The sequence below is a fragment of the Streptomyces sp. 6-11-2 genome (assembly GCF_006540305.1).
In the GTDB taxonomy this organism is placed as follows: Bacteria; Actinomycetota; Actinomycetes; order Streptomycetales; family Streptomycetaceae; genus Streptomyces.
Window position 1 is genome coordinate 4,689,222 of record NZ_BJOR01000001.1, and the last position, 19,853, is coordinate 4,709,074.

At 73.3% G+C, this 19,853-nt stretch carries 14 protein-coding genes; 8 read left to right on the forward strand and 6 right to left on the reverse strand.

Features of this window, described 5'->3' with window-relative positions; genetic code table 11:
- Positions 1-83: 83 nt before the first annotated feature.
- On the reverse strand, positions 84-3,101 hold the full coding sequence (locus TNCT6_RS20635; RefSeq protein ID WP_141366655.1) for a beta-N-acetylglucosaminidase domain-containing protein: 3,018 nt from the start codon (positions 3,099-3,101) through the stop codon (positions 84-86).
- Positions 3,102-3,358: 257 nt separating this feature from the next.
- Here TNCT6_RS20635 and TNCT6_RS20640 point away from each other — a divergent pair, with 257 nt between their 5' ends.
- The 3 genes from TNCT6_RS20640 to TNCT6_RS20650 all read left to right on the forward strand — a co-directional run bounded on the left by TNCT6_RS20640 (position 3,359) and on the right by TNCT6_RS20650 (position 6,256).
- Positions 3,359-3,622 carry a hypothetical protein gene (locus tag TNCT6_RS20640; RefSeq protein ID WP_141360859.1) on the forward strand — a complete coding sequence of 88 codons (264 nt, stop codon included), beginning with the start codon at positions 3,359-3,361 and terminating at the stop codon, positions 3,620-3,622.
- Positions 3,623-5,905: a 4-alpha-glucanotransferase gene (gene malQ, locus TNCT6_RS20645; protein WP_141360861.1), complete on the forward strand. Its 2,283-nt coding sequence runs from the start codon at positions 3,623-3,625 to the stop codon at positions 5,903-5,905. It abuts the gene before it with no gap.
- 87 nt (positions 5,906-5,992) lie between these two features.
- The gene (locus TNCT6_RS20650; RefSeq protein WP_141360863.1) at positions 5,993-6,256 is read left to right on the forward strand and encodes a hypothetical protein; all 264 of its coding nucleotides are present in this window, start codon (positions 5,993-5,995) and stop codon (positions 6,254-6,256) included.
- Positions 6,257-6,417: 161 nt separating this feature from the next.
- Here TNCT6_RS20650 and TNCT6_RS20655 read toward each other — a convergent pair whose 3' ends face one another.
- Positions 6,418-6,945 (reverse strand): MarR family winged helix-turn-helix transcriptional regulator, encoded by a 528-nt coding sequence (locus TNCT6_RS20655; RefSeq protein WP_141360864.1) that lies wholly within the window; start codon positions 6,943-6,945, stop codon positions 6,418-6,420.
- 78 nt (positions 6,946-7,023) lie between these two features.
- Between TNCT6_RS20655 and TNCT6_RS20660 the strand changes: the two genes are divergently transcribed.
- From TNCT6_RS20660 to TNCT6_RS20670, 3 genes are read left to right on the forward strand one after another with little or no spacing between them, the layout of a single operon-like run.
- Positions 7,024-7,986 (forward strand): EamA family transporter, encoded by a 963-nt coding sequence (locus tag TNCT6_RS20660; RefSeq protein ID WP_141360866.1) that lies wholly within the window; start codon positions 7,024-7,026, stop codon positions 7,984-7,986.
- Positions 7,987-8,022: 36 nt separating this feature from the next.
- Positions 8,023-8,982, forward strand: a complete 960-nt coding sequence (locus TNCT6_RS20665) for a DMT family transporter (protein WP_141360868.1) — start codon at positions 8,023-8,025, stop codon at positions 8,980-8,982.
- A gap of 58 nt (positions 8,983-9,040) precedes the next feature.
- Positions 9,041-9,952, forward strand: a complete 912-nt coding sequence (locus TNCT6_RS20670; RefSeq protein WP_141360870.1) for a LysR substrate-binding domain-containing protein — start codon at positions 9,041-9,043, stop codon at positions 9,950-9,952.
- Positions 9,953-10,053: 101 nt separating this feature from the next.
- Here the strand turns inward: TNCT6_RS20670 and pepN are convergent, their stop codons facing one another.
- The gene (pepN, locus tag TNCT6_RS20675) at positions 10,054-12,636 is read right to left on the reverse strand and encodes an aminopeptidase N (protein WP_141360872.1); all 2,583 of its coding nucleotides are present in this window, start codon (positions 12,634-12,636) and stop codon (positions 10,054-10,056) included.
- Between the two features lie 112 nt (positions 12,637-12,748).
- On the opposite strand from pepN, the gene TNCT6_RS20680 reads away from it, so the two are divergent.
- Complete coding sequence (locus tag TNCT6_RS20680) at positions 12,749-13,264, forward strand: DUF1203 domain-containing protein (protein ID WP_141360874.1); 516 nt, start codon at positions 12,749-12,751, stop codon at positions 13,262-13,264.
- Here TNCT6_RS20680 and TNCT6_RS20685 read toward each other — a convergent pair.
- Both TNCT6_RS20685 and TNCT6_RS20690 read right to left on the reverse strand, forming a co-directional pair.
- Positions 13,254-14,270: an aspartate-semialdehyde dehydrogenase gene (locus tag TNCT6_RS20685; RefSeq protein ID WP_141360876.1), complete on the reverse strand. Its 1,017-nt coding sequence runs from the start codon at positions 14,268-14,270 to the stop codon at positions 13,254-13,256. The two genes, TNCT6_RS20680 and TNCT6_RS20685, sit on opposite strands and share 11 nt — an antisense overlap.
- Positions 14,271-14,485: 215 nt before the next feature.
- Positions 14,486-17,812 carry a S8 family serine peptidase gene (locus TNCT6_RS20690; RefSeq protein WP_141360878.1) on the reverse strand — a complete coding sequence of 1,109 codons (3,327 nt, stop codon included), beginning with the start codon at positions 17,810-17,812 and terminating at the stop codon, positions 14,486-14,488.
- Positions 17,813-18,129: 317 nt separating this feature from the next.
- On the opposite strand from TNCT6_RS20690, the gene TNCT6_RS20695 reads away from it, so the two are divergent.
- Positions 18,130-18,576 (forward strand): NUDIX hydrolase, encoded by a 447-nt coding sequence (locus TNCT6_RS20695; protein ID WP_141360880.1) that lies wholly within the window; start codon positions 18,130-18,132, stop codon positions 18,574-18,576.
- A gap of 137 nt (positions 18,577-18,713) precedes the next feature.
- Here TNCT6_RS20695 and TNCT6_RS20700 read toward each other — a convergent pair whose 3' ends face one another.
- Positions 18,714-19,775, reverse strand: a complete 1,062-nt coding sequence (locus tag TNCT6_RS20700; RefSeq protein WP_141360882.1) for a hypothetical protein — start codon at positions 19,773-19,775, stop codon at positions 18,714-18,716.
- Positions 19,776-19,853: the final 78 nt, after the last annotated feature.

The following is a 19,853-nucleotide window of genomic DNA, read 5'->3' on the forward strand; positions in this document are numbered from 1 at the left end:
TGTACTGAGTGAATAGTGATCTCCGGAAAATCCCGCCGGACGATTCCGCCGGACGATCTGAACGCGTCGGCTGCCCGGTGGGCTCAGTCCGCGACCGCGTACGCCTCCACCGACCAGAGCGAATAGCCGTACTGGGTGGCTCGTCTGTCGCCCTGCACGCGGATGTAGCGGACGTCCCGCGCGTCCATGCGCACGGTTTCGCGGCCGCCGGTGCTGTCGCGGACGGTGGTGGCGGTGCGCCAGCGGCGGCCGTCGGGGGAGACCTGGACGCGGTAGGCGGAGGGGTGGGCGTCCTGCCAGTGGAGGGCGACCTTGCCCAGGCGCACCGCGTGCGGCAGCTCCACCTGCCACCAGGCGCCGTCGTCGACGGGGGAGGACCAGCGGGTGTCCGGGTTGCCGTCGATCGCGGCGGAGGCCGGGAAGTCGGAGGTCTCGTCGGCGGAGGAGCTCGCCGTGCCGGTGCGCGCCAGGTCGGAGCCGGTGGTGCGCGGGAAGGCGCGGACCGTGAGGGTGCGGGTCACCCCGGCGAAGGTGACGCGGATGTCGTACGCGCGTGCGGGCGTGGCGGGCGGCACGGTCACCTCGACGGGTACGTCCACCGTGGTGCCGCGGGGCACGGTGAGCGAGGTGGCGGGAACACGGACCTCGATGCCCTCGGGGGCCTCGACGGTGACCTTGCCCCGTACGTCGGCCGGACGGCCGGAGGACAGCCGGGCGGTCAGCCGCTCCGTGCCGCCGATCTCCGCGTCGGCCTCGGCGCGCGGCAGCTCCAGGTCCGCGACCGGGGTGTCGGCGAACCAGGGGACCAGGTGGCGCACCCGGGTCGGGTAGGCGCCGGTCACGCGGACGGCGTCGACGCGGGTGCCGGCCGGCGGGGGAGTGGGCTGCACGAGGGCCGGCGGGCGCGTCCAGAGGCCCGGAGCCGGGGAGACCGGCGGCCAGAGGGCAGGCGGGTGTGTCACCGGGCCGCCCGGGGACGGGGACTGCGTGGTCTCCAGCTCCGTCGCGCCCCCCTGCGCCAGCGATCCCACCCGGCGCCAGCCATGTCCGGGGACGTGGACCTCGACGTCACCGATGGTTCCGGGGTCGCTGAGGACCGTCACGGCGGTGAGGGCGCGGGCGTGCGGGAAACGGATCGTGCGGCCGTCCGGCGCCCCGTCCGGGTCCGCCTCCGGCTCGTGCGTCAGGCCCGCCCAGGTCTCGTACTCCTGCCGCGCCCGGTCGAGGAAGGGGTCCAGTACGCCCTTGCCGACCGTCACATCGGCCTGCTTGGCCTCGGCCCGCAACCGGTCCAGCGTCCGGTACGCGGTCCAGGCCCCCGCCGCGTCGCCCGCGCGCTGGGCGCGGAGCATGTCGAGCGCCGCCTCGCCCGCCTTGCCGTAGCGGGCCAACTGCGCGGACCACGGCGCGACTTCGGCCGCCAGGGTGCCCTCGCCGGCCAGTCCGCGCGGCAGCTCGCGCAGCACCGTGAAGGCGGCGCGCAGCCGCTGCTCGGCACGATCGTTCGCGGCCCGGTCCGTCGTCGTGCGGGCCTGCCACAGGTCCGCGATCAGCGGGCGCAGATACGCCGACTCGGTGCCGCCGAGCACCGAGGACGCGTCGTTGCCGGCCAGGGCCGACAGCGCCTCGTGGCGCCGTGCGTCGCCCCCCGCGAGGTCGGCGATGGCCGCCTGCCAGGACTCCTCGGGGCGGTAGTCGCGGGGGTTCCAGGCGTAGTCGGCCGCCGTGAACAGCGGGATGCGGGAGGCCTCCGCCTGCTCCATCGCGTTGGCCAGCAGGGCGGCCGAGCCGCTGGCGACGGCCGGTTCGCGCCCGGTGTACGGGCCGAGGAAGATCCGGTCCTCGGCGTAGTCGTTGACCGGGTAGTTGTCCATGGTGACCAGCGGATGCGCGAACGCGGCGCGGGCGTCGGCCAGTTCGTCGCCGGTGATGGTCCGCGGCACCACGCCCACCCCGGTCCAGGCGACGTGCACCGACGCGTCCAGCGCGGTCGCCAGCGCCCGCCGGTAGGGCGTCGCGCCGTCCTCGTAGAACTCCGTCGGCATCAACGACAGCGGCGCCGCGTCCGGATGACGTTCCGCCAGGTGGCGGGCGACCTCGTTGGCCACCCGCGCCTGCGCCCGTGCCGCCGCGTCCGGGCCGGAGCCGAAACGGGCCGGGTCCGCGCCGCAGTGCCACTCGCTGTAGCTGACGTTCTGGAACTGGAGCTGGAACGCCCGGAAACCGAGCTCCCACATGGCGTCCAGCTTGCGGGTCAGCGCCCGTACGTCGTCGTCCGAGGCGAAGCACAGCGACTGGCCCGGCGCCACCGCCCAGCCGAGCGTGACGTGGTTGGCGCTCGCCCGGTCGGCCAGCTCCCGGAAGGCGGCCCGCTGCATGGCCGGGTACTGCTCGCGCCAGCGCTCCTGGCGGTAGAGGTCGTCGCCCGCGGCGTACAGGTACCGGTTCTGCTTGGTGCGGCCCATGAAGTCCAGCTGGGCGAGCCGCTGCTGCTGCGTCCACGCGGTGCCGTAGAAGCCCTCGGTGGTGCCGCGCACGGCGGTGCCCGGCCAGTCCCGGACGGTCACGCCGGGGACGGTCCCGTCGGGGCGCAGCAGCTGCCGCAGCGTCTGCACGGCGTGGAACAGGCCGTCCTCGCCTGCGCCGGTGAGCGTCAGGGCGCCGCCGCCGGTGGTGACGAGGTAGCCGCCGGAGGGCAGCGCGTGCCGAGGGTCGCCGTGCGCCCGCTCGGTGTACGCGCGCACCACCAGGGCGCCCGCCGGAACCGGGTCCGTGACGGCGAGGTCCGTGACCGACCGGGTCCCGGCCCCGTACAGCAGCGAGCGCAGCGCGCTCAGGGCGTACGGGTCCGCCTCCGTGTCGGTGACGAGGGCGACGTCCCGGTCGGCGACCTTCACCGCGCCGCCGGTCGTCCGCAGGGACTGCGGGCGCGGCCACACCGCGGGGCCGGAGGAGTCCGCGGCGGGGTGCTCCGGCTTCGCGGCCGGGAGGCCGGCGCCCGGGTCGGGCGCCGACGGCGCCGCGACGGCCGCGGGTGCGGCTCCCAGTGTTCCGGCCATGACGGCGAACGCGAGTGCGGCCGCGCTCTTCCCATGCCCCATACCGCGCCGACGCCGCACGGCCCCTCCTCGTCGATCGGCCTTCGCCGGGCGGGGCCGAAGGCAGTGTCGAAGAGTCCTGACCACACCATCCCTGCGGGAAGGTGTCAACGAGAGTGGCCGTTGTGCCGTGATTGCCCCAACCTGGTGAAGGGGAATGTGACCAGCGGCACGTAGGTCGTTCTCGTACGTCTGCCGCGGCGAGCACTGGGTAGGGCTGCGGTAATCCCCTTGATGCCGTACTCGACAAGGAGGCCCCCGTGGCCGCACCGGCACACCTTCTGCTCTCGGCCCTGTCCAAACACGTGGCGGAGCCGCCCGCCGACCACCTGCTGCCCGCCGACCCCGGCCTGAGCGTGTTCGGCGCGGAGGGCACCCGCGCCGACGTCCCGCTGACCAGCGAGCCGCCGCTGCCCGACGCCGAGCCGCTGACCAGCGAGCCGCCACTCGCCGAGCCGGCCCCCCTGACCAGCGAATCGGTCGCCGAGTCGGCCGGACAGGACCCCTGTCGAGCGGAGTTGTAGATGACGGAACCGCGGCCGGACGAACCTCCCGGACCTTCCGAAACTCCCGGATCTTCCGGAGGATCTCCCGGACTTCTCGGTGACGAGCTGACCCGGCTCGCCGCGCTGCACGGCGTCGCCACCTCCTACAGCCCCTCCCCGGGCCGTAGGGTCACCGCCTCCGCCAGCGCGGTCGTCGCGGCCCTGGCCGCCCTGGACGTCGACGCGAGCACCCCCGCGGCCGCCCGCGCCGCGCTCACCGCCCGCGAACGAGAACGGGACGAACGGCTGCTGCCGCCGACGGTGGTGTGCTGGCTGGGCCCCACGGACAGTCCCACCGGCGGCTCCACGGACGGCTCCACCGGCGGTCCCGCGACGGATCCTGTCACCGGCGGCGCCCCTGCGGCCGAGGCGGACGTCGGGCTGCCGCCGCCCGCCCTCGCCGGGCTGCCGCCCGGCACCCGGCTGGACGTCGAGACCGAGCGGGGCGGGACCCGCTCCTGGGTGCAGGGTGTGGACGGGACGGACCGCCTGGACCGCCTTCCGCCGGGCGTCCACCGGCTGACCGCCACCGCCCCCGACGGCCGCACCGGGCAGGCGCACCTGATCGCCGCCCCGCCCCGGCTGCCCACTCCGGCGGGACGCTCGTACGGGCTGCTCGTCCAGCTGTACTCCCTCCTCTCCCACCGCTCCTGGGGCATGGGCGACCTCGGTGACCTCGCCGAGCTGAGCGGCTGGGCCGGACGGGCGCTGGGTGCCGGATTCGTGCAGGTCAACCCGCTGCACGCGGCCGTGCCCGGACCGCCCGCCGACCCGTCCCCCTACCGCCCCTCCTCGCGCCGCTTCCCCGACCCGGTGCACCTGCGCGTCGAGGAGGTCCCGGAGTTCGCGTACGTCGAGGAGCAGGACCGGCTGCGGCCCTTGCCGGAGCGGGCCGGCCGGCTGCGCGCCGCCGTACTGGACGAGGGCGCCCTGATCGACCGGGACGCGGTGTGGGAGCTCAAGCGAGAGGCGCTGGAGCTGGTGCGGCGGGTGCCGCTCGGTCCCGGCCGCCGCGCCGCCTACGCCGACTTCCTCGCCGGGCAGGGCCGGGCCCTGGAGGACCACGCCACCTGGTACGCCCTCGCCGAGGTGCACGGCTCGGACTGGAGCCGGTGGCCCGAGGGACTGCGGGACCCGCGCTCGGCGGAGACGGCCCGCGCCCGCGCCGCGCTGGCGGACCGCGTCGACTTCCACTCCTGGCTCGCCTGGCTCACCGACGCCCAGCTCACCGCCGCCCAGCGCACGGCCCGCGAGGCGGGCATGGGGATCGGGATCGTGCACGACCTCGCCGTGGGCGTGCACCCCGGCGGGGCCGACGCCTGGGCGCAGCGGGACCACTTCGCGGCCGGCATGTCGGTCGGCGCGCCGCCGGACGCCTTCAACGCGCGCGGTCAGGACTGGGGCCTGCCGCCCTGGCGCCCCGACCGCCTCGCCGCCTCCGGCTACGCGCCCTTCCGCCGGCTGCTGCGCGCCCTGTTCCGCTACGCGGGCGCCCTGCGCATCGACCACGTCATGGGCCTGTTCCGGCTGTGGTGGATCCCGCAGGGCCTGCCGCCCACCGAGGGCACGTACGTCCGCTACGACGCCGAGGCCATGCTCGCCGTGCTGGTGCTGGAGGCCTCGCGGGCGGGGGCCGTGGTGATCGGCGAGGACCTCGGGACGGTGGAGCCCGGAGTGCGGGAGACCCTGGACCGGCGCGGGGTGCTCGGCACCTCGGTGCTGTGGTTCGAACGGGACTGGGAGGGGTCGGGCCGCCCGCTGCCCCCCGAACGCTGGCGCGCGGACTGCCTGGCCACCGCCACCACCCACGACCTGCCGTCCACCGCGGCCCGCCTCACCGGCGAGCACGTCGAACTGCGCCACCGCCTCGGCCTGCTCACCCGCCCCCTGGAGGAGGAGCGCGCGGAGGCCGCCGCGGACACGAGCGAATGGCTGGCCCTGCTGGCGGAGCTGGGCCTGCTGCGAGGCACGGACGGCGGTGCCGGCGGCTGCTCGGAGGAGGCCGGGATCCAGGCCGTCCACCGCTTCCTGCTGCGCACCCCGGCCCGCATGATCGGCCTGTGGCTGCCCGACACGGTCGGCGACCGGCGTCCGCAGAACCTGCCCGGAACCTGGGACCAGTACCCGAACTGGCGCCTGCCCGTCGCCGACGCCGACGGCCGCCCGGTGACCCTGGAGGACCTCGCCGCGTCCCCCCGGCTGCACGCCCTGACGGACGTGCTGCGGACGGACGCTCGGGCCGCGCCGGGCGACGCGGGCTGACCGCCGGGCCACGCGCGCCGGTTCCGGACGGTGCGGATACGGCACCCCGGGCGCGCGACCCGTTTCGGGGTTCGCTACGTTTGCACCGTGGACAAGAAGAACGCCCTGCGCGCCGGCGCTCTGGCCGCCGGTACGACGCTGATGATGCTGCTCATGTCGTCTCCCGCGCTCGCGCTGACCCGCGACGACGGCGACGACCCCGGCCCGGGCCTGAGCGTCGTCCAGACGCTGGGTCTGTTCGTCGGTCTCCCTCTCCTGCTGTTCCTGGTCATCACCGGTCTGGTCATGGTCCTGGACAAGTCCAAGGACCGGCAGCCGCGCGCGAGCCGGGACGTGGACGTCAAGGTCTGACCGAGTCCTCCTCCCGCCGCGGGCCGTCCGCAGCACACTTCCTCCGAGGGCGTCGACCTCGCCGTACGTACGCGCACAGCCGCCGTACGTGGGCGAGGTGGGCGCCCTGGGTGCGTTGCGGGACCGGCAGGCCGGGCGACCGCGGGATCACCGGCCGGCCCCTACGCCGGCGCCCCCGGTGACTCCGACGTCCCGGCCATCAGCTCCCTGAGCAGAGTGGCCAGTTCGCCCGCCCGTTCGGCGTCCAGGGCGGACAGCGCCTCCGTCTGCGCGGCCAGTCCCGCGCCGACCGCCTCGTCGATGAGGCGCAGCCCCTTGTCGGTCAGCGTGACCTTGAGGCCGCGGCGGTCGTGCGGATCCGGCGAGCGGCGCAGCAGCCCCGCGGCCTCGAGCTTGTCCAGCCGCCCGGTCATCCCACCCGTGGTGAGCATGAGCGTCGCCGAGAGCTGCCGGGGCGAGAGGGTGTAGGGCTCGCCCGCCCGGCGCAGCGTGGCCAGCACGTCGAACTCGCCCCGCGAGATCCCGAACGGCGCGTACGCCTTCTCCATCCGGTCTCCCATCGCCCGTGAGAGCCGGAAGATCCGCCCGAAGACCTCCATCCCCGCGGTGTCGAGATCGGGCCGCACGCCCGCCCACTGGCCGATGATCGCGTCGACGGCGTCCCTGCGCTGCTGGGGGCGTTCACTCATGGACCGAGTATCCGCCGCCTCACGGTCGACCGCAAGAAAGTAGCTTGACGCTAAGTAGCTTGCAGCTAAGCTATTTGCATGACCGTATCCCGGCGTCCCGCCGCCACCTGGTCCCTCGCCGCCCTCACCGCCCTCGCCCCCGTCTCCTGGGGCACCACCTATGCCGTCACCACCGAGTTCCTGCCGCCCGGCCGGCCGCTCTTCACAGCGCTGGCCCGGGCCCTGCCCGCCGGGCTGCTGCTGCTCGCGCTGGCCCGGGTGCTGCCGAAGGGCGCCTGGTGGTGGAAGGCGGCGGTCCTCGGCGCGCTGAACATCGGCGCCTTCTTCCCGCTGCTGTTCCTGTCCGCGTACCGCCTGCCGGGCGGGATGGCGGCGGTCGTCGGCTCGGTCGGACCGCTGTTCGTCATGGGGCTCTCGGCACCGCTGCTGGGGCAGCGGCCGACGGGGCGGGCGCTGCTCACCGGGGTCGTGGCCGCGTTCGGGGTCAGCCTCGTCGTGCTGAGGGCGGCCGGGGCACTGGACGGCGTGGGTGTCGCCGCCGCCCTCGCCTCCACCGCCTCGATGTCCACCGGCACCGTGCTGGCCAAGAGGTGGGGCCGCCCGGCCGGCGTGGGTCCGCTCGCGCTCACCGGCTGGCAGCTCACCACGGGCGGACTGCTGATCGCGCCCCTCGCCCTGCTGGCCGAGGGGCCGCCGCCCGCGCTGGACGCCCGGGCCCTCGGCGGCTACGCCTACCTCGCCCTGGCCAACACGGCGCTCGCCTACTGGCTCTGGTTCCGCGGCATCGGCAGGCTCTCCGCCACCCGGGTCACCTTCCTCGGCCCGCTGTCACCGCTCACCGCCGCCGTGGTCGGCTGGGCCGTCCTGGGGCAGGCGCTCACCCCGGTCCAGCTCGTCGGCATGGCGCTGGCGTTCGGGGCGACGCTGGCGGGGCAGCTCGGCGCCGCCCGCCCGGCGGCCGCACCGCAACCATTCAGTTCCACTGAAAGGAATACTCGTAAAGATTCGATGGACCTGACCGGTTCGGTGCTGCGACGGTAGAGCGGACCCCGCGCACCCGCCAGCGAGAGGACCTACGTGGCCGACGTCCGCCCCCGGACCACCACACCGTCCCCAGCCACGGGCAGCCGCACCACCGCCCGCCCCACCGTCACGAGCGGCCCGAGGGCGGGCGCCCCCGCTCTCGGAACCGCGCTCGCCGCCCTCGCCACCGTCGTCTGGGCCGGCAGCTTCGTCACCTCGCGCGCGCTGCACGACAGCGTGCCGCCGGTGCAGCACGCGTTCTGGCGCTGGGTGGTGGCGCTGGCCGCCGTCGCCCCGTTCGGCGCCCGCGCGGCCTGGCGGCAGCGGGCACTGGTCCGGCGCCACTTCGGCTATGTGCTGCTGACCTCCCTCCTCGGCGTCGCCGTCTACAACACCCTGGTCAACCAGGCAGGCCTGACCACCCCGGCGGCCAACATGGGCATGATCATGGCGGCCTCGCCGGTGCTGATGGCGGTCTTCGAACGGGCGAGCGGTGTACGGCTCGGAGCGCGCCGGGTCGTGGGGCTGCTGACCGCCTGCGCGGGCGTGCTGCTGCTCGTGGGCGGGGGAGGGGTGGCGTCGTTCACGGCCGGGGACCTGTGGATGATCGTCGCGGCCTGCTGCTTCGGTTCCTACAGCGCCCTGCTGCGCCGCCGCCCCGCCGAGTTCGACGGCGTCGCCTTCCTGTTCACCACGTTCCTGTTCGGCACCGTGCTGCTCCTGCCCGCGCAGGCTGTCAGCCTCGCGGTCCAGGGCGGCTTCGAACCGGCCCCCGGCACGGTGCTGCCCCTGCTCTACGTCGGCGTCATGTCCTCCGCCGTGGCGTTCTTCGCCTGGGGCAAGGCGATCGCCCTCATCGGCCCGACCCGCGCCGGACTCGTGTACTACCTGCAACCGGTCTGCGTGGCCCTGCTGTCGTGGGCCCTGCTCGGCGAGGCGATCGGCCCCCGGCAGGCGCTGTGCATGGCGCTGATCCTGGGCGGGGTGGTCCTCGGCACGGCTTCGCGCCGCTGAGGGAACCCGCGCGGGAACTCCGCACGGCGGCCCCGTACGGCCCGTATAGGTTGCCGCCATGGCCGAGTGGGAGATCCGGAAGCTGCTGATCCTGCGGACCCTGCGGGAGCAGGGGACCGTGACCGCGACGGCCGAGGCGCTGCGGATGACGCCGTCCGCCGTCTCGCAGCAGCTGACCAACCTGTCCAGGCAGCTCGGGGTGGAACTGTTGCAGGCGCAGGGGCGGCGGGTGCGGCTCACGGACGCGGCGCGGCTCGTACTGCGGCACGCCGAGGCCGTGTTCGAACAACTGGAGCGCGCGGACGCCGAGTTGGCCGCGTATGCCAAGGGCGAGGCGGGTGAGGTGCGGGTGGGTGCCTTCTCGACCGCGGTGCCCGCGCTCGTGGTGCCGGCGGTACGGGCGCTGCGCGGCACGCATCCGGCGGTGACCGTCCGGGTCCGGGAGACGGAGGCGGGCGAGGCCTACGAGCTGCTGGCGGCCGGAGAGGTCGACCTCGCGCTGTCCCTGGCCGCGCAGGCGCCCAGCACGGTGGACCCGCGGTTCACGCTGGTGCCGCTGCTCGCCGACCCGCTCGACCTCGCCCTGCCGCCGGGGCACCGGCTGGCCTCGGCGGCCCGGGTACGGCTCGCCGAGCTGGCGGAGGAGGCGTGGATCTTCGGCGGCAGCGGACCCTGGTCGGACATCACACGCGCGGCCTGCGAGGCGGCCGGGTTCAGCCCGTACCAGGGCCACTCGGCGGCCGGCTGGACGGCGATCCTGGCGATGGTGGAGGCGGGCATGGGCGTGGCACTCGTCCCACGCATGGCGGCGGTGAGCAGGGAGGGCGTCGTGATGCGCGCCCTGGCCGCCGACCGGCCGTACCGGCATGTGGTGGCGGCCGTGCGCAAGGGGGCGCGGGACGCGCCCGCGCCCGCGAGGGTGCTGGAGGCACTGCGGTCCGCGGCCGCCGGGCTCGCCCGCCCCGAGTGACGGGAAAGGCGGAGACCGGAAGGGAAAGGGGCGCCCGGTCGAACACCGGGCGCCCCCTGTCGCCGCACGGGCGGTGGTACGGCATCGCCGTACCGGCGGTGTTACGGCTGGGCCGCCGCGTCCGCCGCCTGGGCCTTCAGGGCGCGCTCGACGCCCGCCCGCGACTCCGAGACCAGCCGGCGCAGCGCCGCGTTCGGCTCGGCCGAGACCAGCCACTCGTCGGTCGTGCGCAGGATGTCCTCGGACACCTGGATCGACGGGTAGAGGCCGACCGCGATCTGCTGGGCCATCTCGTGGGAGCGGGCGCCCCAGATGTCCTTGACCACCTCGAAGTACCGGTCGGCGTAGGCCGCCAGCAGCTCGCGCTGGTCGGTCTGGACGAAGCCCGCGATGACCGCCTCCTGGACGGCGTTCGGGAGCTTGTCGGACTCGACGACCGACGCCCAGGCCTCCGCCTTGGCCTCCTCGGTCGGGCGGGCGGCGCGGGCGGTGGCCGCGTGCCGCTCACCGGCCGCGGTCCTGTCGCGCTCGTACTCGCCCGCGATCTCCGCCTCGTCGAACCGGCCGACGGCCGCGAGCCGCTCCACGAACGCCCAGCGCAGCTCCGTGTCGACGACCAGGCCCTCGATGGTGTGCGAGCCGTCCAGCAGGGACTCGAGCAGGTCCAGCTGCTCCGGGGTACGGGCGGTCGCCGCGAAGGCGCGCGCCCACGCCAGCTGGTGGTCGCTGCCCGCCTCCGCCGCGCGCAGATGGGCCAGCGTGGCGTCGGTCCAGCGGGTGAGCAGGGCCTCGCGGGCGGCCGGGTCGGCGTACAGGTCGACGGCCAGCTTCACCTGGCGGTGCAGCGACTGCACGACACCGATGTCGGACTCCTTGCCGATCCCGGACAGCACCAGCGACAGGTAGTCGCGGGTCGCCAGCTCCCCGTCCCGGGTCATGTCCCAGGCCGACGCCCAGCACAGGGCGCGCGGCAGCGAGGACTCGAAGTCGCCCAGGTGCTCGGTGACGACGGCCAGCGACCCCTCGTCCAGGCGCACCTTGGCGTACGACAGGTCGTCGTCGTTGAGCAGGATCACCGCCGGGCGGGGCCGCCCGGCCAGCTGCGGCACGGCGGTCAGCTCGCCGTCCACGTCCAGCTCGATCCGGCCGTCCGCGGCGCGCACCAGCTTGCCGCTCGCCTCGTCGAGGTCGTACAGGCCGACCGCGATCCGGTGCGGGCGCAGGGTCGGCTCGCCCTTCGCGCCGGCGGGCAGGGCGGGGGCCTCCTGGCGGATGGCGAAGGAGGTGATGACGCCCTGTGCGTCGGTCTCGATCTCCGGGCGCAGGATGTTGATGCCGGCCGTCTCCAGCCACTTCTTCGACCAGGTCTTCAGGTCGCGCCCGGAGGTCTCCTCCAGCGCGCCCAGCAGGTCGGACAGGCGCGTGTTGCCATAGGCGTGCCGCTTGAAGTACGCCTGCACGCCGCGGAAGAACTCGTCCATGCCGACGTAGGCCACCAGCTGCTTGAGGACGCTCGCGCCCTTGGCGTAGGTGATGCCGTCGAAGTTGACGAGGACGTCGTCCAGGTCGTGGATCTCCGCCATGATCGGGTGGGTGGACGGCAGCTGGTCCTGCCGGTACGCCCAGGTCTTCATCTGGTTGGCGAACGTGGTCCACGAGTGCGGCCACTTCGAGCCGGGGGCGTACGCCATGCAGGCGGCCTCGGCGTAGGTGGCGAACGACTCGTTCAGCCACAGGTCGTTCCACCACTCCATGGTGACCAGGTCGCCGAACCACATGTGGGCCAGCTCGTGCAGGATCGTGGTGGCCCGCGCCTCGTACGCCGCGTCGGTCACCTTGGACCGGAAGACGTACTGGTCGCGGATGGTGACCGCGCCCGCGTTCTCCATCGCGCCCGCGTTGAACTCCGGCACGAAGAGCTGGTCGTACTTCTCGAACGGGTAGGCGTAGTCGAACTTCTCCTGGAACCAGTCGAAGCCCTGCCGGGTCACGTCGAAGATCGCGTCCGCGTCGAGGAACTCGGCGAGCGAGGGCCGGCAGTAGATGCCGAGCGGGACCGACTGCCCGTCCTTCTCGTACACGCTGTGCACGCTGTGGTACGGGCCGACGATCAGCGCCGTGATGTACGTCGAGATGCGCGGCGTCGGCTCGAACACCCAGACGTTGTTCTCGGGCTCGGGGGTCGGCGAGTTGGACACGACCGTCCAGCCCTCGGGCGCCTTGACCGTGAACTGGAAGGTGGCCTTCAGGTCCGGCTGCTCGAAGTTGGCGAAGACCCGGCGGGCGTCCGGGACCTCGAACTGGGTGTAGAGGTAGGCCTGGTCGTCGACCGGGTCGACGAAGCGGTGCAGGCCCTCACCGGTGTTGGTGTACGCGCAGTCGGCGACGACGCGCAGCACGTTGCGGCCCCGGAGCAGGCCCGGCAGGGCGATCCGGGAGTCCTCGAAGACCTCGGCGGGGTCGAGGGAGTCGCCGTTGAGGGTCACCTCGTGGACGGCCGGGGCCACCAGGTCGACGAAGGAGGCGGCGCCGTCCTCGGCGACGTCGAAGCGCACCGTGGTCACGGACCGGTAGGTGCCGCCCTCCTGCGCGCCGGAGAGGTCGAGATCGATCTCGTACGAGTCAACGGTGAGCAGCTTCGCCCGCTGCTGCGCCTCTTCGCGAGTCAGGTTTGTGCCAGGCACGCGGTCATCTCCTCGTGATGTGTGGATTGCGCCATCCTTCCACGTGACCCGCGCGGAACGCGACGACCGGATCCCGCCGGTGACCGGGGCGGCGGGGCGTGAGGCTGAGGGCATGACGACAGTGAGCGAAACGACGGGACACAGCGCACGTGCCATCGCCCCGGCCGTGCTGGCGCGGCTGCGGGAACGGGACGACGTCGGACGTCCGGCGGCCCCGTTCACCGACGAGGAGGGCGGCGCGCCTCTGCGCTGCTGCCTGCGCAGGAGCGAGCCGGGGGAGCGGATCGCGCTGGTCTCCTACGCCCCGCTGCGGCGCTGGGCGGCGGAGACGGGCGCCGCTGTGGGCGCGTACGACGAGCAGGGGCCGGTCTTCATCCACGCGCGGGAGTGCGCGGGGCCGGCCGGTGAAGGCCACCCGTTCACCAACGCCCACCGTGTGGTCCGGCGCTACGGCGCCGACGGGCACATCCTGGGCGGGCGGCTGGTCGGGGAGGGCTCCCCCCGGTTCGACGCGGCCTTCGCGGAGGCGTTCGACGACCCGGCCGTGGCGCTCGTCCACGTCCGGGCCGTCGAGTACGGCTGCTTCCTCTACGAGGTGCGCAGGAACCAAGTGGGCACTAGCCCTTGAGCTCCGCCGCCACCAGCTCCGCGATCTGCACCGCGTTCAGGGCCGCGCCCTTGCGGAGGTTGTCGTTGGAGATGAACAGGGCCAGGCCGTTGTCCACCGTCTCGTCGCGGCGGATGCGGCCGACGTACGACGGGTCCTGGCCGGCCGCCTGGAGCGGCGTCGGGATGTCGGAGAGGGCGACACCGGGGGCCCCGCCCAGCAGCTCGGTCGCGCGCTCCACGCTGAGCGGGCGCGCGAAACGGGCGTTGACCTGGAGGGAGTGGCCGGAGAAGACGGGCACGCGCACGCAGGTGCCGGACACCTTCAGCTCCGGGATCTCCAGGATCTTGCGGGACTCGTTGCGGAGCTTCTGCTCCTCGTCGGTCTCGTTCAGGCCGTCCTCGACGAGGTTGCCCGCGAAGGGGAGCACGTTGAAGGCGATCGGGCGCTTGTAGACGGACGGCTCGGGGAAGTCCACGGCCGCGCCGTCGTGGGTCAGCCTGTCGGCGTCCGCGACGACCTTCTGGGTCTGGCCGTGCAGCTCGGCGACGCCCGCGACGCCCGAGCCGGACACCGCCTGGTAGGTGGCGACGACCAGCGCCTGAAGGCCCGCCTCCGCGTGCAGCGGCTTGAGGACCGGCATCGCGGCCATCGTGGTGCAGTTCGGGTTGGCGATGATGCCCTTGGGACGGTCGGTGATCGCGTGCGGGTTCACCTCGGACACCACCAGCGGGACGTCCGGGTCCTTGCGCCACGCCGAGGAGTTGTCGATCACCACGGCGCCCTGCGCGGCGACCTTCTCGGCCAGCGCCTTCGAGGTCGCGCCGCCCGCCGAGAACAGCACGATGTCCAGGCCGGTGTAGTCCGCGGTGGCCGCGTCCTCCACCGTGACCCCGTCGAGGACCGTCCCCGCCGAGCGGGCCGAGGCGAACAGGCGCAGCTCGGTGACCGGGAAATCGCGCTCCGTGAGGATCCCGCGCATGACCGTGCCGACCTGACCGGTGGCTCCGACGATTCCGATCCTCACGGCGACTCCTTCTGCTCACTTCACTGGCTCCGCGTACGTGGTACGCGCAGGACGGTTCCATCATGCGTCTGTCCCGGGTCCGTCTGTCCAATCCATTGCCCACGGAGTGGGACGGAGCGGGACGGCCAGGTGGGCGGGCTCCGCCGGAAACGCAAGGGGCGGGCTCCGAAGTGGAGCCCGCCCCGCCGTTCACGTACCGGAGATGGAGACCGCCGTTACGGGACGACCTTGCCGATCTTCACGCTGCCGAGGCCCGCGGCGGTGCCACGGGTGTTCAGCACCTGCACCTCGCCGAAGAACTCGCGGCCCGCGGGGGCCGGCTGGTTCGCGACGACGTCGGCGGAGATCTGCGCCGTGCCGTTCGGGGCGAGCGTGTACACCTTCGCCTCGTCGACCTTGACCGAGCCGAGCGCCGCCGAGTAGTACACGTCCCGGTAGTCGTAGGCCGTGGTGCCGGCCGGCACCGAGTAGGCGTCGATCAGGACGGTGTACGTGCCCGCGGCGGGCTTGGCGATGGAGACGGACTCCTCCGAGCCGCCCGCGGCCGAGTAGGCGACGCGCGTGCCGGCGGCGTTGTACACGTACAGGTCCAGGTCGGCACCGGCGTCCGAGACGTTGCCGATGGCGACGTCCAGGCGCTCGGCACCGGCGGGGACGACCACCGTCATGGTCTTGGAATCACCGTCGGCGATGGTGGGGCGGTCCGACTTCGACGAGCCCAGCGAGCCGCCCTTCAGCTTGGCGTCCAGCCCGGCGAGCTTGTTCGTCAGCGTCCAGGACACGGGGGCCGGAGTACCGGCCTTCGCCTCGTCGACCGTCTGCACCGCGGGGCTGAAGTCCAGCCCGTAGACCGCCGCGTTCAGCGTGTACGGGTTGTCCAGCAGCGGCGAGGTACGACGCGACTCGACCTCGATCTCCCACACTCCCGGCATCGGCTTGGCGTACGAACGCACGTCCGGACGGCAGGTGTTGGCCGGGTTGTTGTAGTTCGGGTAGCAGTACGGCGTCGACGTGTTGTCCACCGGGGTGCCGTACGGGTGGATCGCGATGAAGCGGGTCTGGCTGCCGTCCTTGAGACCGCTCATCGAGACCTCGAGGGTCTTCGCACCCTCCGGGACGGTCACGAAGTACGACGTGGTGCTGTTGCGCTGCGCGACGCCCGACACCGAGTAGGTGTAGGACGGCTTGGCGATCTCCGTCGAGACCACGACGGTCAGCATGATCTGCTTGTCCACGCCCTCGGTGCGGCGGTCGTCGACCTCGAGGATCGCGCTGTGCACACCGGCGGAGGCGGGACGCGCCTCGATCTTGACCGTCACCGGCTTGTTCAGCGGCAGCGAGACCTCGTCGTCGCCGAGGATCTTGAAGGTGCCGTCGTCGTTCTTCAGGCCCAGCTTGTGCTTGACCGAACCGGCCGGGCCCGTCGTACGGGTGACCTGGACCTCGTAGGTCTTCTTCTGGCCCTTCTTCAGGCCGCCCTCGCGGTCGTACAGGCCGGTGCCGAAGTCAGGGGTCTTCAGCGCCCAGGACAGCGAGGTGTTGACCGGGGCCTTGACCGTGTACTCGTGCGCCGAGGCGCCCTTCTCGATCGACTTCCAGGCCTTGACGATGTCCATCAGGCCCGCGCCCTCGCTGTGCGGCTGCTCGCCCTTGATGTGCTGGGCGGTCGAGGTCAGCGCGGTGCGCAGCGTCGCCGGGGTGAGGTCGATGTGCTTCTGCTTGGCCGCCGACAGCAGCAGCGCGGACGCGCCGGCCGCCTGCGGGGAAGCCATCGAGGTGCCCTGGAGCATCGAGTAGCCGGCCGGCAGCGAGTAGCCGGCCTCGGCGACCGGGCCGCCGGGCAGCCAGGTCTGCGTGGTGTTGATGGCCGCGCCGGGCGCCGAGATGATCGGCGTGAAGCCGCCGTCCTCACGCGGGCCGCGCGAGGAGAACGGCATCATGGCGTACTTCTTGTCCACGACGGAGCCGTAGTTGGCCGCCCAGGTCTCCTTGGAGATGGTCGCGCCGACCGAGATGACCTTGTTGGCGAGGCTGGGGTCACCGATGGTGTTCAGGCCCGGGCCGCTGTTGCCCGCCGAGATGACGAGCTGCACGCCGTAGGTGTCGATGAGCCGGGTGTACAGCTCCGCGCGGGCGTTGTTGCCGTCGTTGAGCGCCGGCAGGCCGCCGATGGACATGTTGACGATGTCCACGCCGCGGTTGACGACGAGGTCGATCATGCCCTCGGTGAGCGCGACGTTGGTGCAGCTGCCGCTCCAGGTGCAGGCCCGGGAGGAGACGATCTTCGCGCCCGGGGCGGCGCCGTTCATCTTGCCGCCGAACAGGCTGTTGGCGGCGGTGATGCCGGCGACATGCGTGCCGTGCTCGGACTCGATCACGCCGATGTTGACGAAGTCGGCCTTCTTGCCGATCCAGGACCCGCCGTAGGGGTCCATCGCCACGTCCTTGCGGATCTCCACGACGAACGGCACGCGCAGGTCGGCGCCGGTCTCCGGGTCCTTCTTGTCCTGGCCGAAGTAGCCGACCTGGTAGCCGTCCTTGTACGGCTTCATCGGAACGTCGTCCGTGAAGTCGTTGTTGTTGTTCAGGTCGACGCGGACGGTGCCGGTCGCCGGGTCGTACAGGACGCCCCACACGCTGGTGGTCCTGCCGTCGCGGTCCAGGTCGCCGTCGGCGTCGCCGCCCTTGGTCGCGGACTCGCTGAAGGTGTTGAACAGGAAGGAGCCCGCCGGGGTCTTCCAGGTCTTGCCGCCCGAGGTGAACTGGGGGCCCGTGACGGTGGTGGTCATCGGGCGCCAGGTGCCGTCGCTGTCGACGATCGGGTCGGTCGCGGTGACCCAGTCGACGATCTTGCGCTCACCGGTGGTGGTCTTCTGGAGCGCCGGGTGGCCGAGGTCCACGCCGGAGTCGAGGACGCCGATGGTGACGCCCCGGCCGTCCGCCTTCGGGTTCTTCTTCACGAAGTCGACGGCGCCCGTCTCGAAGGACGGGTTGTACGGGTTCTCGGCGGGGGTGTTCTTGTCCGGCGCCGGGTAGGTGCCCTTGTCCTTCCCCTTGCCCTTGTCCTTGCCCTGGGGTGCGTCGGCCTCGGGCCTCGGGTCGTCGAGCGGGATGTCCTGCTTGAGGTCGATGGCCTGCACGGAGGACAGCTTCGCGGCGGCGGCGATCGCCGAGTCCGCCTTGTCCGTCGGCACGGTGGCGCGGACGTAGCCGAGCTTGTCGTAGGCGCGGCCCACGGCGCCGCCGTCGATCGCGTCCAGCTGCTTGGCGACCTGCGCGGTCTGCCCGGGCGCGGTCGCGATCATCATGGTGACGTTCTTGGCGCCCTCGGCCTTGGCCTCGGCGAGCAGTTCGGCGTCGACCGAACCGAGTTTGTCGCCCGTCGGCTTGACGGTCGGGTCGGTGGACGCGGGGCCGTCCTGGGCGACGGCCAGGGGTATCGGGCCGGCCACGGAGAGCGCGGCCACCACGCCGGCGGCCATGGCGATGCGGGCCAGGCGTCTCGCGCCCGTGAGCGGTGCGCGCTGGGGGTCGGGGGTCATCGGCATCCCTTGCAGGTAAAGGAACCAAGCGAGGTGCGATCGGGGTCGATCGCGATCGTCCGGATTTCGGAGTCGGATGATCGCTCAGCTTTACCCAAAGGAAAGATGTTTGACGAGACTTGGTCCTGGCGGGATGGAAGCATGGCGTACTTCCGCCATGCGCCACGAGGGGCATAGGGGCCCAAACCGTGGCGCTTCCCTCAGTACCGCAGGAGGGCAACCACTGCTGCCGGAACGGGCGTTCACCCGGCCGCGCGCGGGGCCCCGTCCTCGCCGATTCACACCGGACAGCCCCCTTCCTGCCGTAACGTCCACCCATGAACAAGGAGTTGAGGGTGGCGGCCTACGCCGTGTGTGTGCGGGACGGACGGCTGCTGCTGGCCCGCTGGGTGGCGGGCGATGGCACCCGGCGGTGGACCCTGCCCGGCGGTGGCATGGAACACGGCGAGGACCCCTACGACACGGTGGTGCGCGAGGCCGAGGAGGAGACCGGCTACACCGTCGAACCGGTCGCCCTCCTGGGCCTGGACTCCGTCCGCCGCAACTACCCGCGCCCCCTGGGCGCCCAGGCCGACTTCCACGGCCTGCGCATCCTCTACGAGGGCCGTGTCACCGGCGGTGAACTGCGCCACGAGACGGGCGGCTCCACGGACCGGGCCGCCTGGCACCCCCTGGACGCGGTACCCGCACTGCGCCGCGTCGGCCTGGTCGACGTGGGCCTGCGCCTGTGGCACGACCGCCCGCCTGCGGGAAACCCCACCTGACGGCACCCGCCTGCCGCCCCGGCCGTCCGCGACGCACGCCCGTACGTCCCGTGGTGTGCGCGGAGGGGCCGCCGGGACGTGGTCCGGCGGCCCCTCCTCTCCCCCTCCTGACGTGCCCCCCGGCGGGCGCTCGGGCACTACCGGGGAAGCGCCACCACGCGCGCGGCCGGGTCGCGGCCGGTGGCCGCCATCAGGGCGGTGCGGACGACGGTCGCCTGCTGGTACAGGGACTCCCGCAGCTTCCGGGGGGTGAGGTGGACGACCGTGATGCCCAGCCGCTCCAGGTGCTCGCGCTTGCGGGCGTACTCGGAGCACAGGGCCTCGTCGGCCGGCCGGCCGCCCTGGCGGGGTGCGCGGGTGTCCAGCTTCAGCGCGACCGCCTGCTCCGGCCAGTACGCGTCCACGCCGCCGAGACGGGGGCCGCCCGGCAGCCGCAGGTCCACGTTCCAGACCGGGTCCGGCAGCCCGTGCTCACGCACCATCCGGTACAGCCGGTCCTCCGCGAGCGCCCGCCCCTCGGCCAGCAGCAGGCCCACCGCGTCCACCACGTGCGGCCGGCCCAGCAGCCCGGCCCCGGTCAGCTCGCGGACCACGGCGGACGGTTCGCAGTACCCGCCGCGCACCGCCTCCGTCAGCAGCCGCTGTACCGTTCCCGCGTCGGACAGACCGGCGACCGCGTCCGCCAGGGCGCGCGGCACCGGGGCCACCGGCAGACCCGTGACCGCCTCGGCGGCGGGCAGGCCGGCCGCCCGGACGATCCGCGCGCAGCCGGCCGAGCGCAGCCGCCGGCCGCGCGCCACCAGGACGTCGATCTGCTCCAGGGCCGGCAGGCCGGGCGACGTGGCGAAGCCGTGCAGGGTGAGCGCCGCCAGACCGGTGACCATCACCTCCGCGTACACCGGGCGGTGCGGATCCTCGGCGGTCGGCTGCGCCGGCACCCCGGCGGCCGTGCGCGGGAGCGGTCCGCGCGCCGCGTACAGGAGCACCGCGTGCAGCCGCTCCTCACTGGTCGGTGGGCCCGGATGCAGAAGGAACACGCCCGGCAGGAGTTGTTGCCAGGGGCCTCCGGCACGGCACCGCACGGCCGTCTCGGCCGCCGGTACTCCGTGCTCGCGCAGCTGAGTGGTGGTCAGGACCCGGCGGGGCGCCTCGGCGAGGTGGTGCAGGGGGCGGGGGGAGAGAGGGGTTTCGTGGTTCATGTACGGCACGTTTCCCGCGCCGTGACCGGCCCTCAACCGGTGTTACACGCCCGTTGACAAACATGGACAAGCTCGCCC

Excerpts from the sequence above, each read along its gene's own strand:
- TNCT6_RS20635 (WP_141366655.1), bottom strand. The coding sequence starts at position 3,101 with ATGGGGCATGGGAAGAGCGCGGCCGCACTCGCGTTCGCCGTCATGGCC.
- malQ (WP_141360861.1), top strand. The coding sequence starts at position 3,623 with ATGACGGAACCGCGGCCGGACGAACCTCCCGGACCTTCCGAAACTCCC.
- TNCT6_RS20655 (WP_141360864.1), bottom strand. The coding sequence starts at position 6,945 with ATGAGTGAACGCCCCCAGCAGCGCAGGGACGCCGTCGACGCGATCATC.
- TNCT6_RS20660 (WP_141360866.1), top strand. The coding sequence starts at position 7,024 with ATGACCGTATCCCGGCGTCCCGCCGCCACCTGGTCCCTCGCCGCCCTC.
- TNCT6_RS20670 (WP_141360870.1), top strand. The coding sequence starts at position 9,041 with ATGGCCGAGTGGGAGATCCGGAAGCTGCTGATCCTGCGGACCCTGCGG.
- TNCT6_RS20680 (WP_141360874.1), top strand. The coding sequence starts at position 12,749 with ATGACGACAGTGAGCGAAACGACGGGACACAGCGCACGTGCCATCGCC.
- TNCT6_RS20690 (WP_141360878.1), bottom strand. The coding sequence starts at position 17,812 with ATGACCCCCGACCCCCAGCGCGCACCGCTCACGGGCGCGAGACGCCTG.
- TNCT6_RS20695 (WP_141360880.1), top strand. The coding sequence starts at position 18,130 with ATGAACAAGGAGTTGAGGGTGGCGGCCTACGCCGTGTGTGTGCGGGAC.
- TNCT6_RS20700 (WP_141360882.1), bottom strand. The coding sequence starts at position 19,775 with ATGAACCACGAAACCCCTCTCTCCCCCCGCCCCCTGCACCACCTCGCC.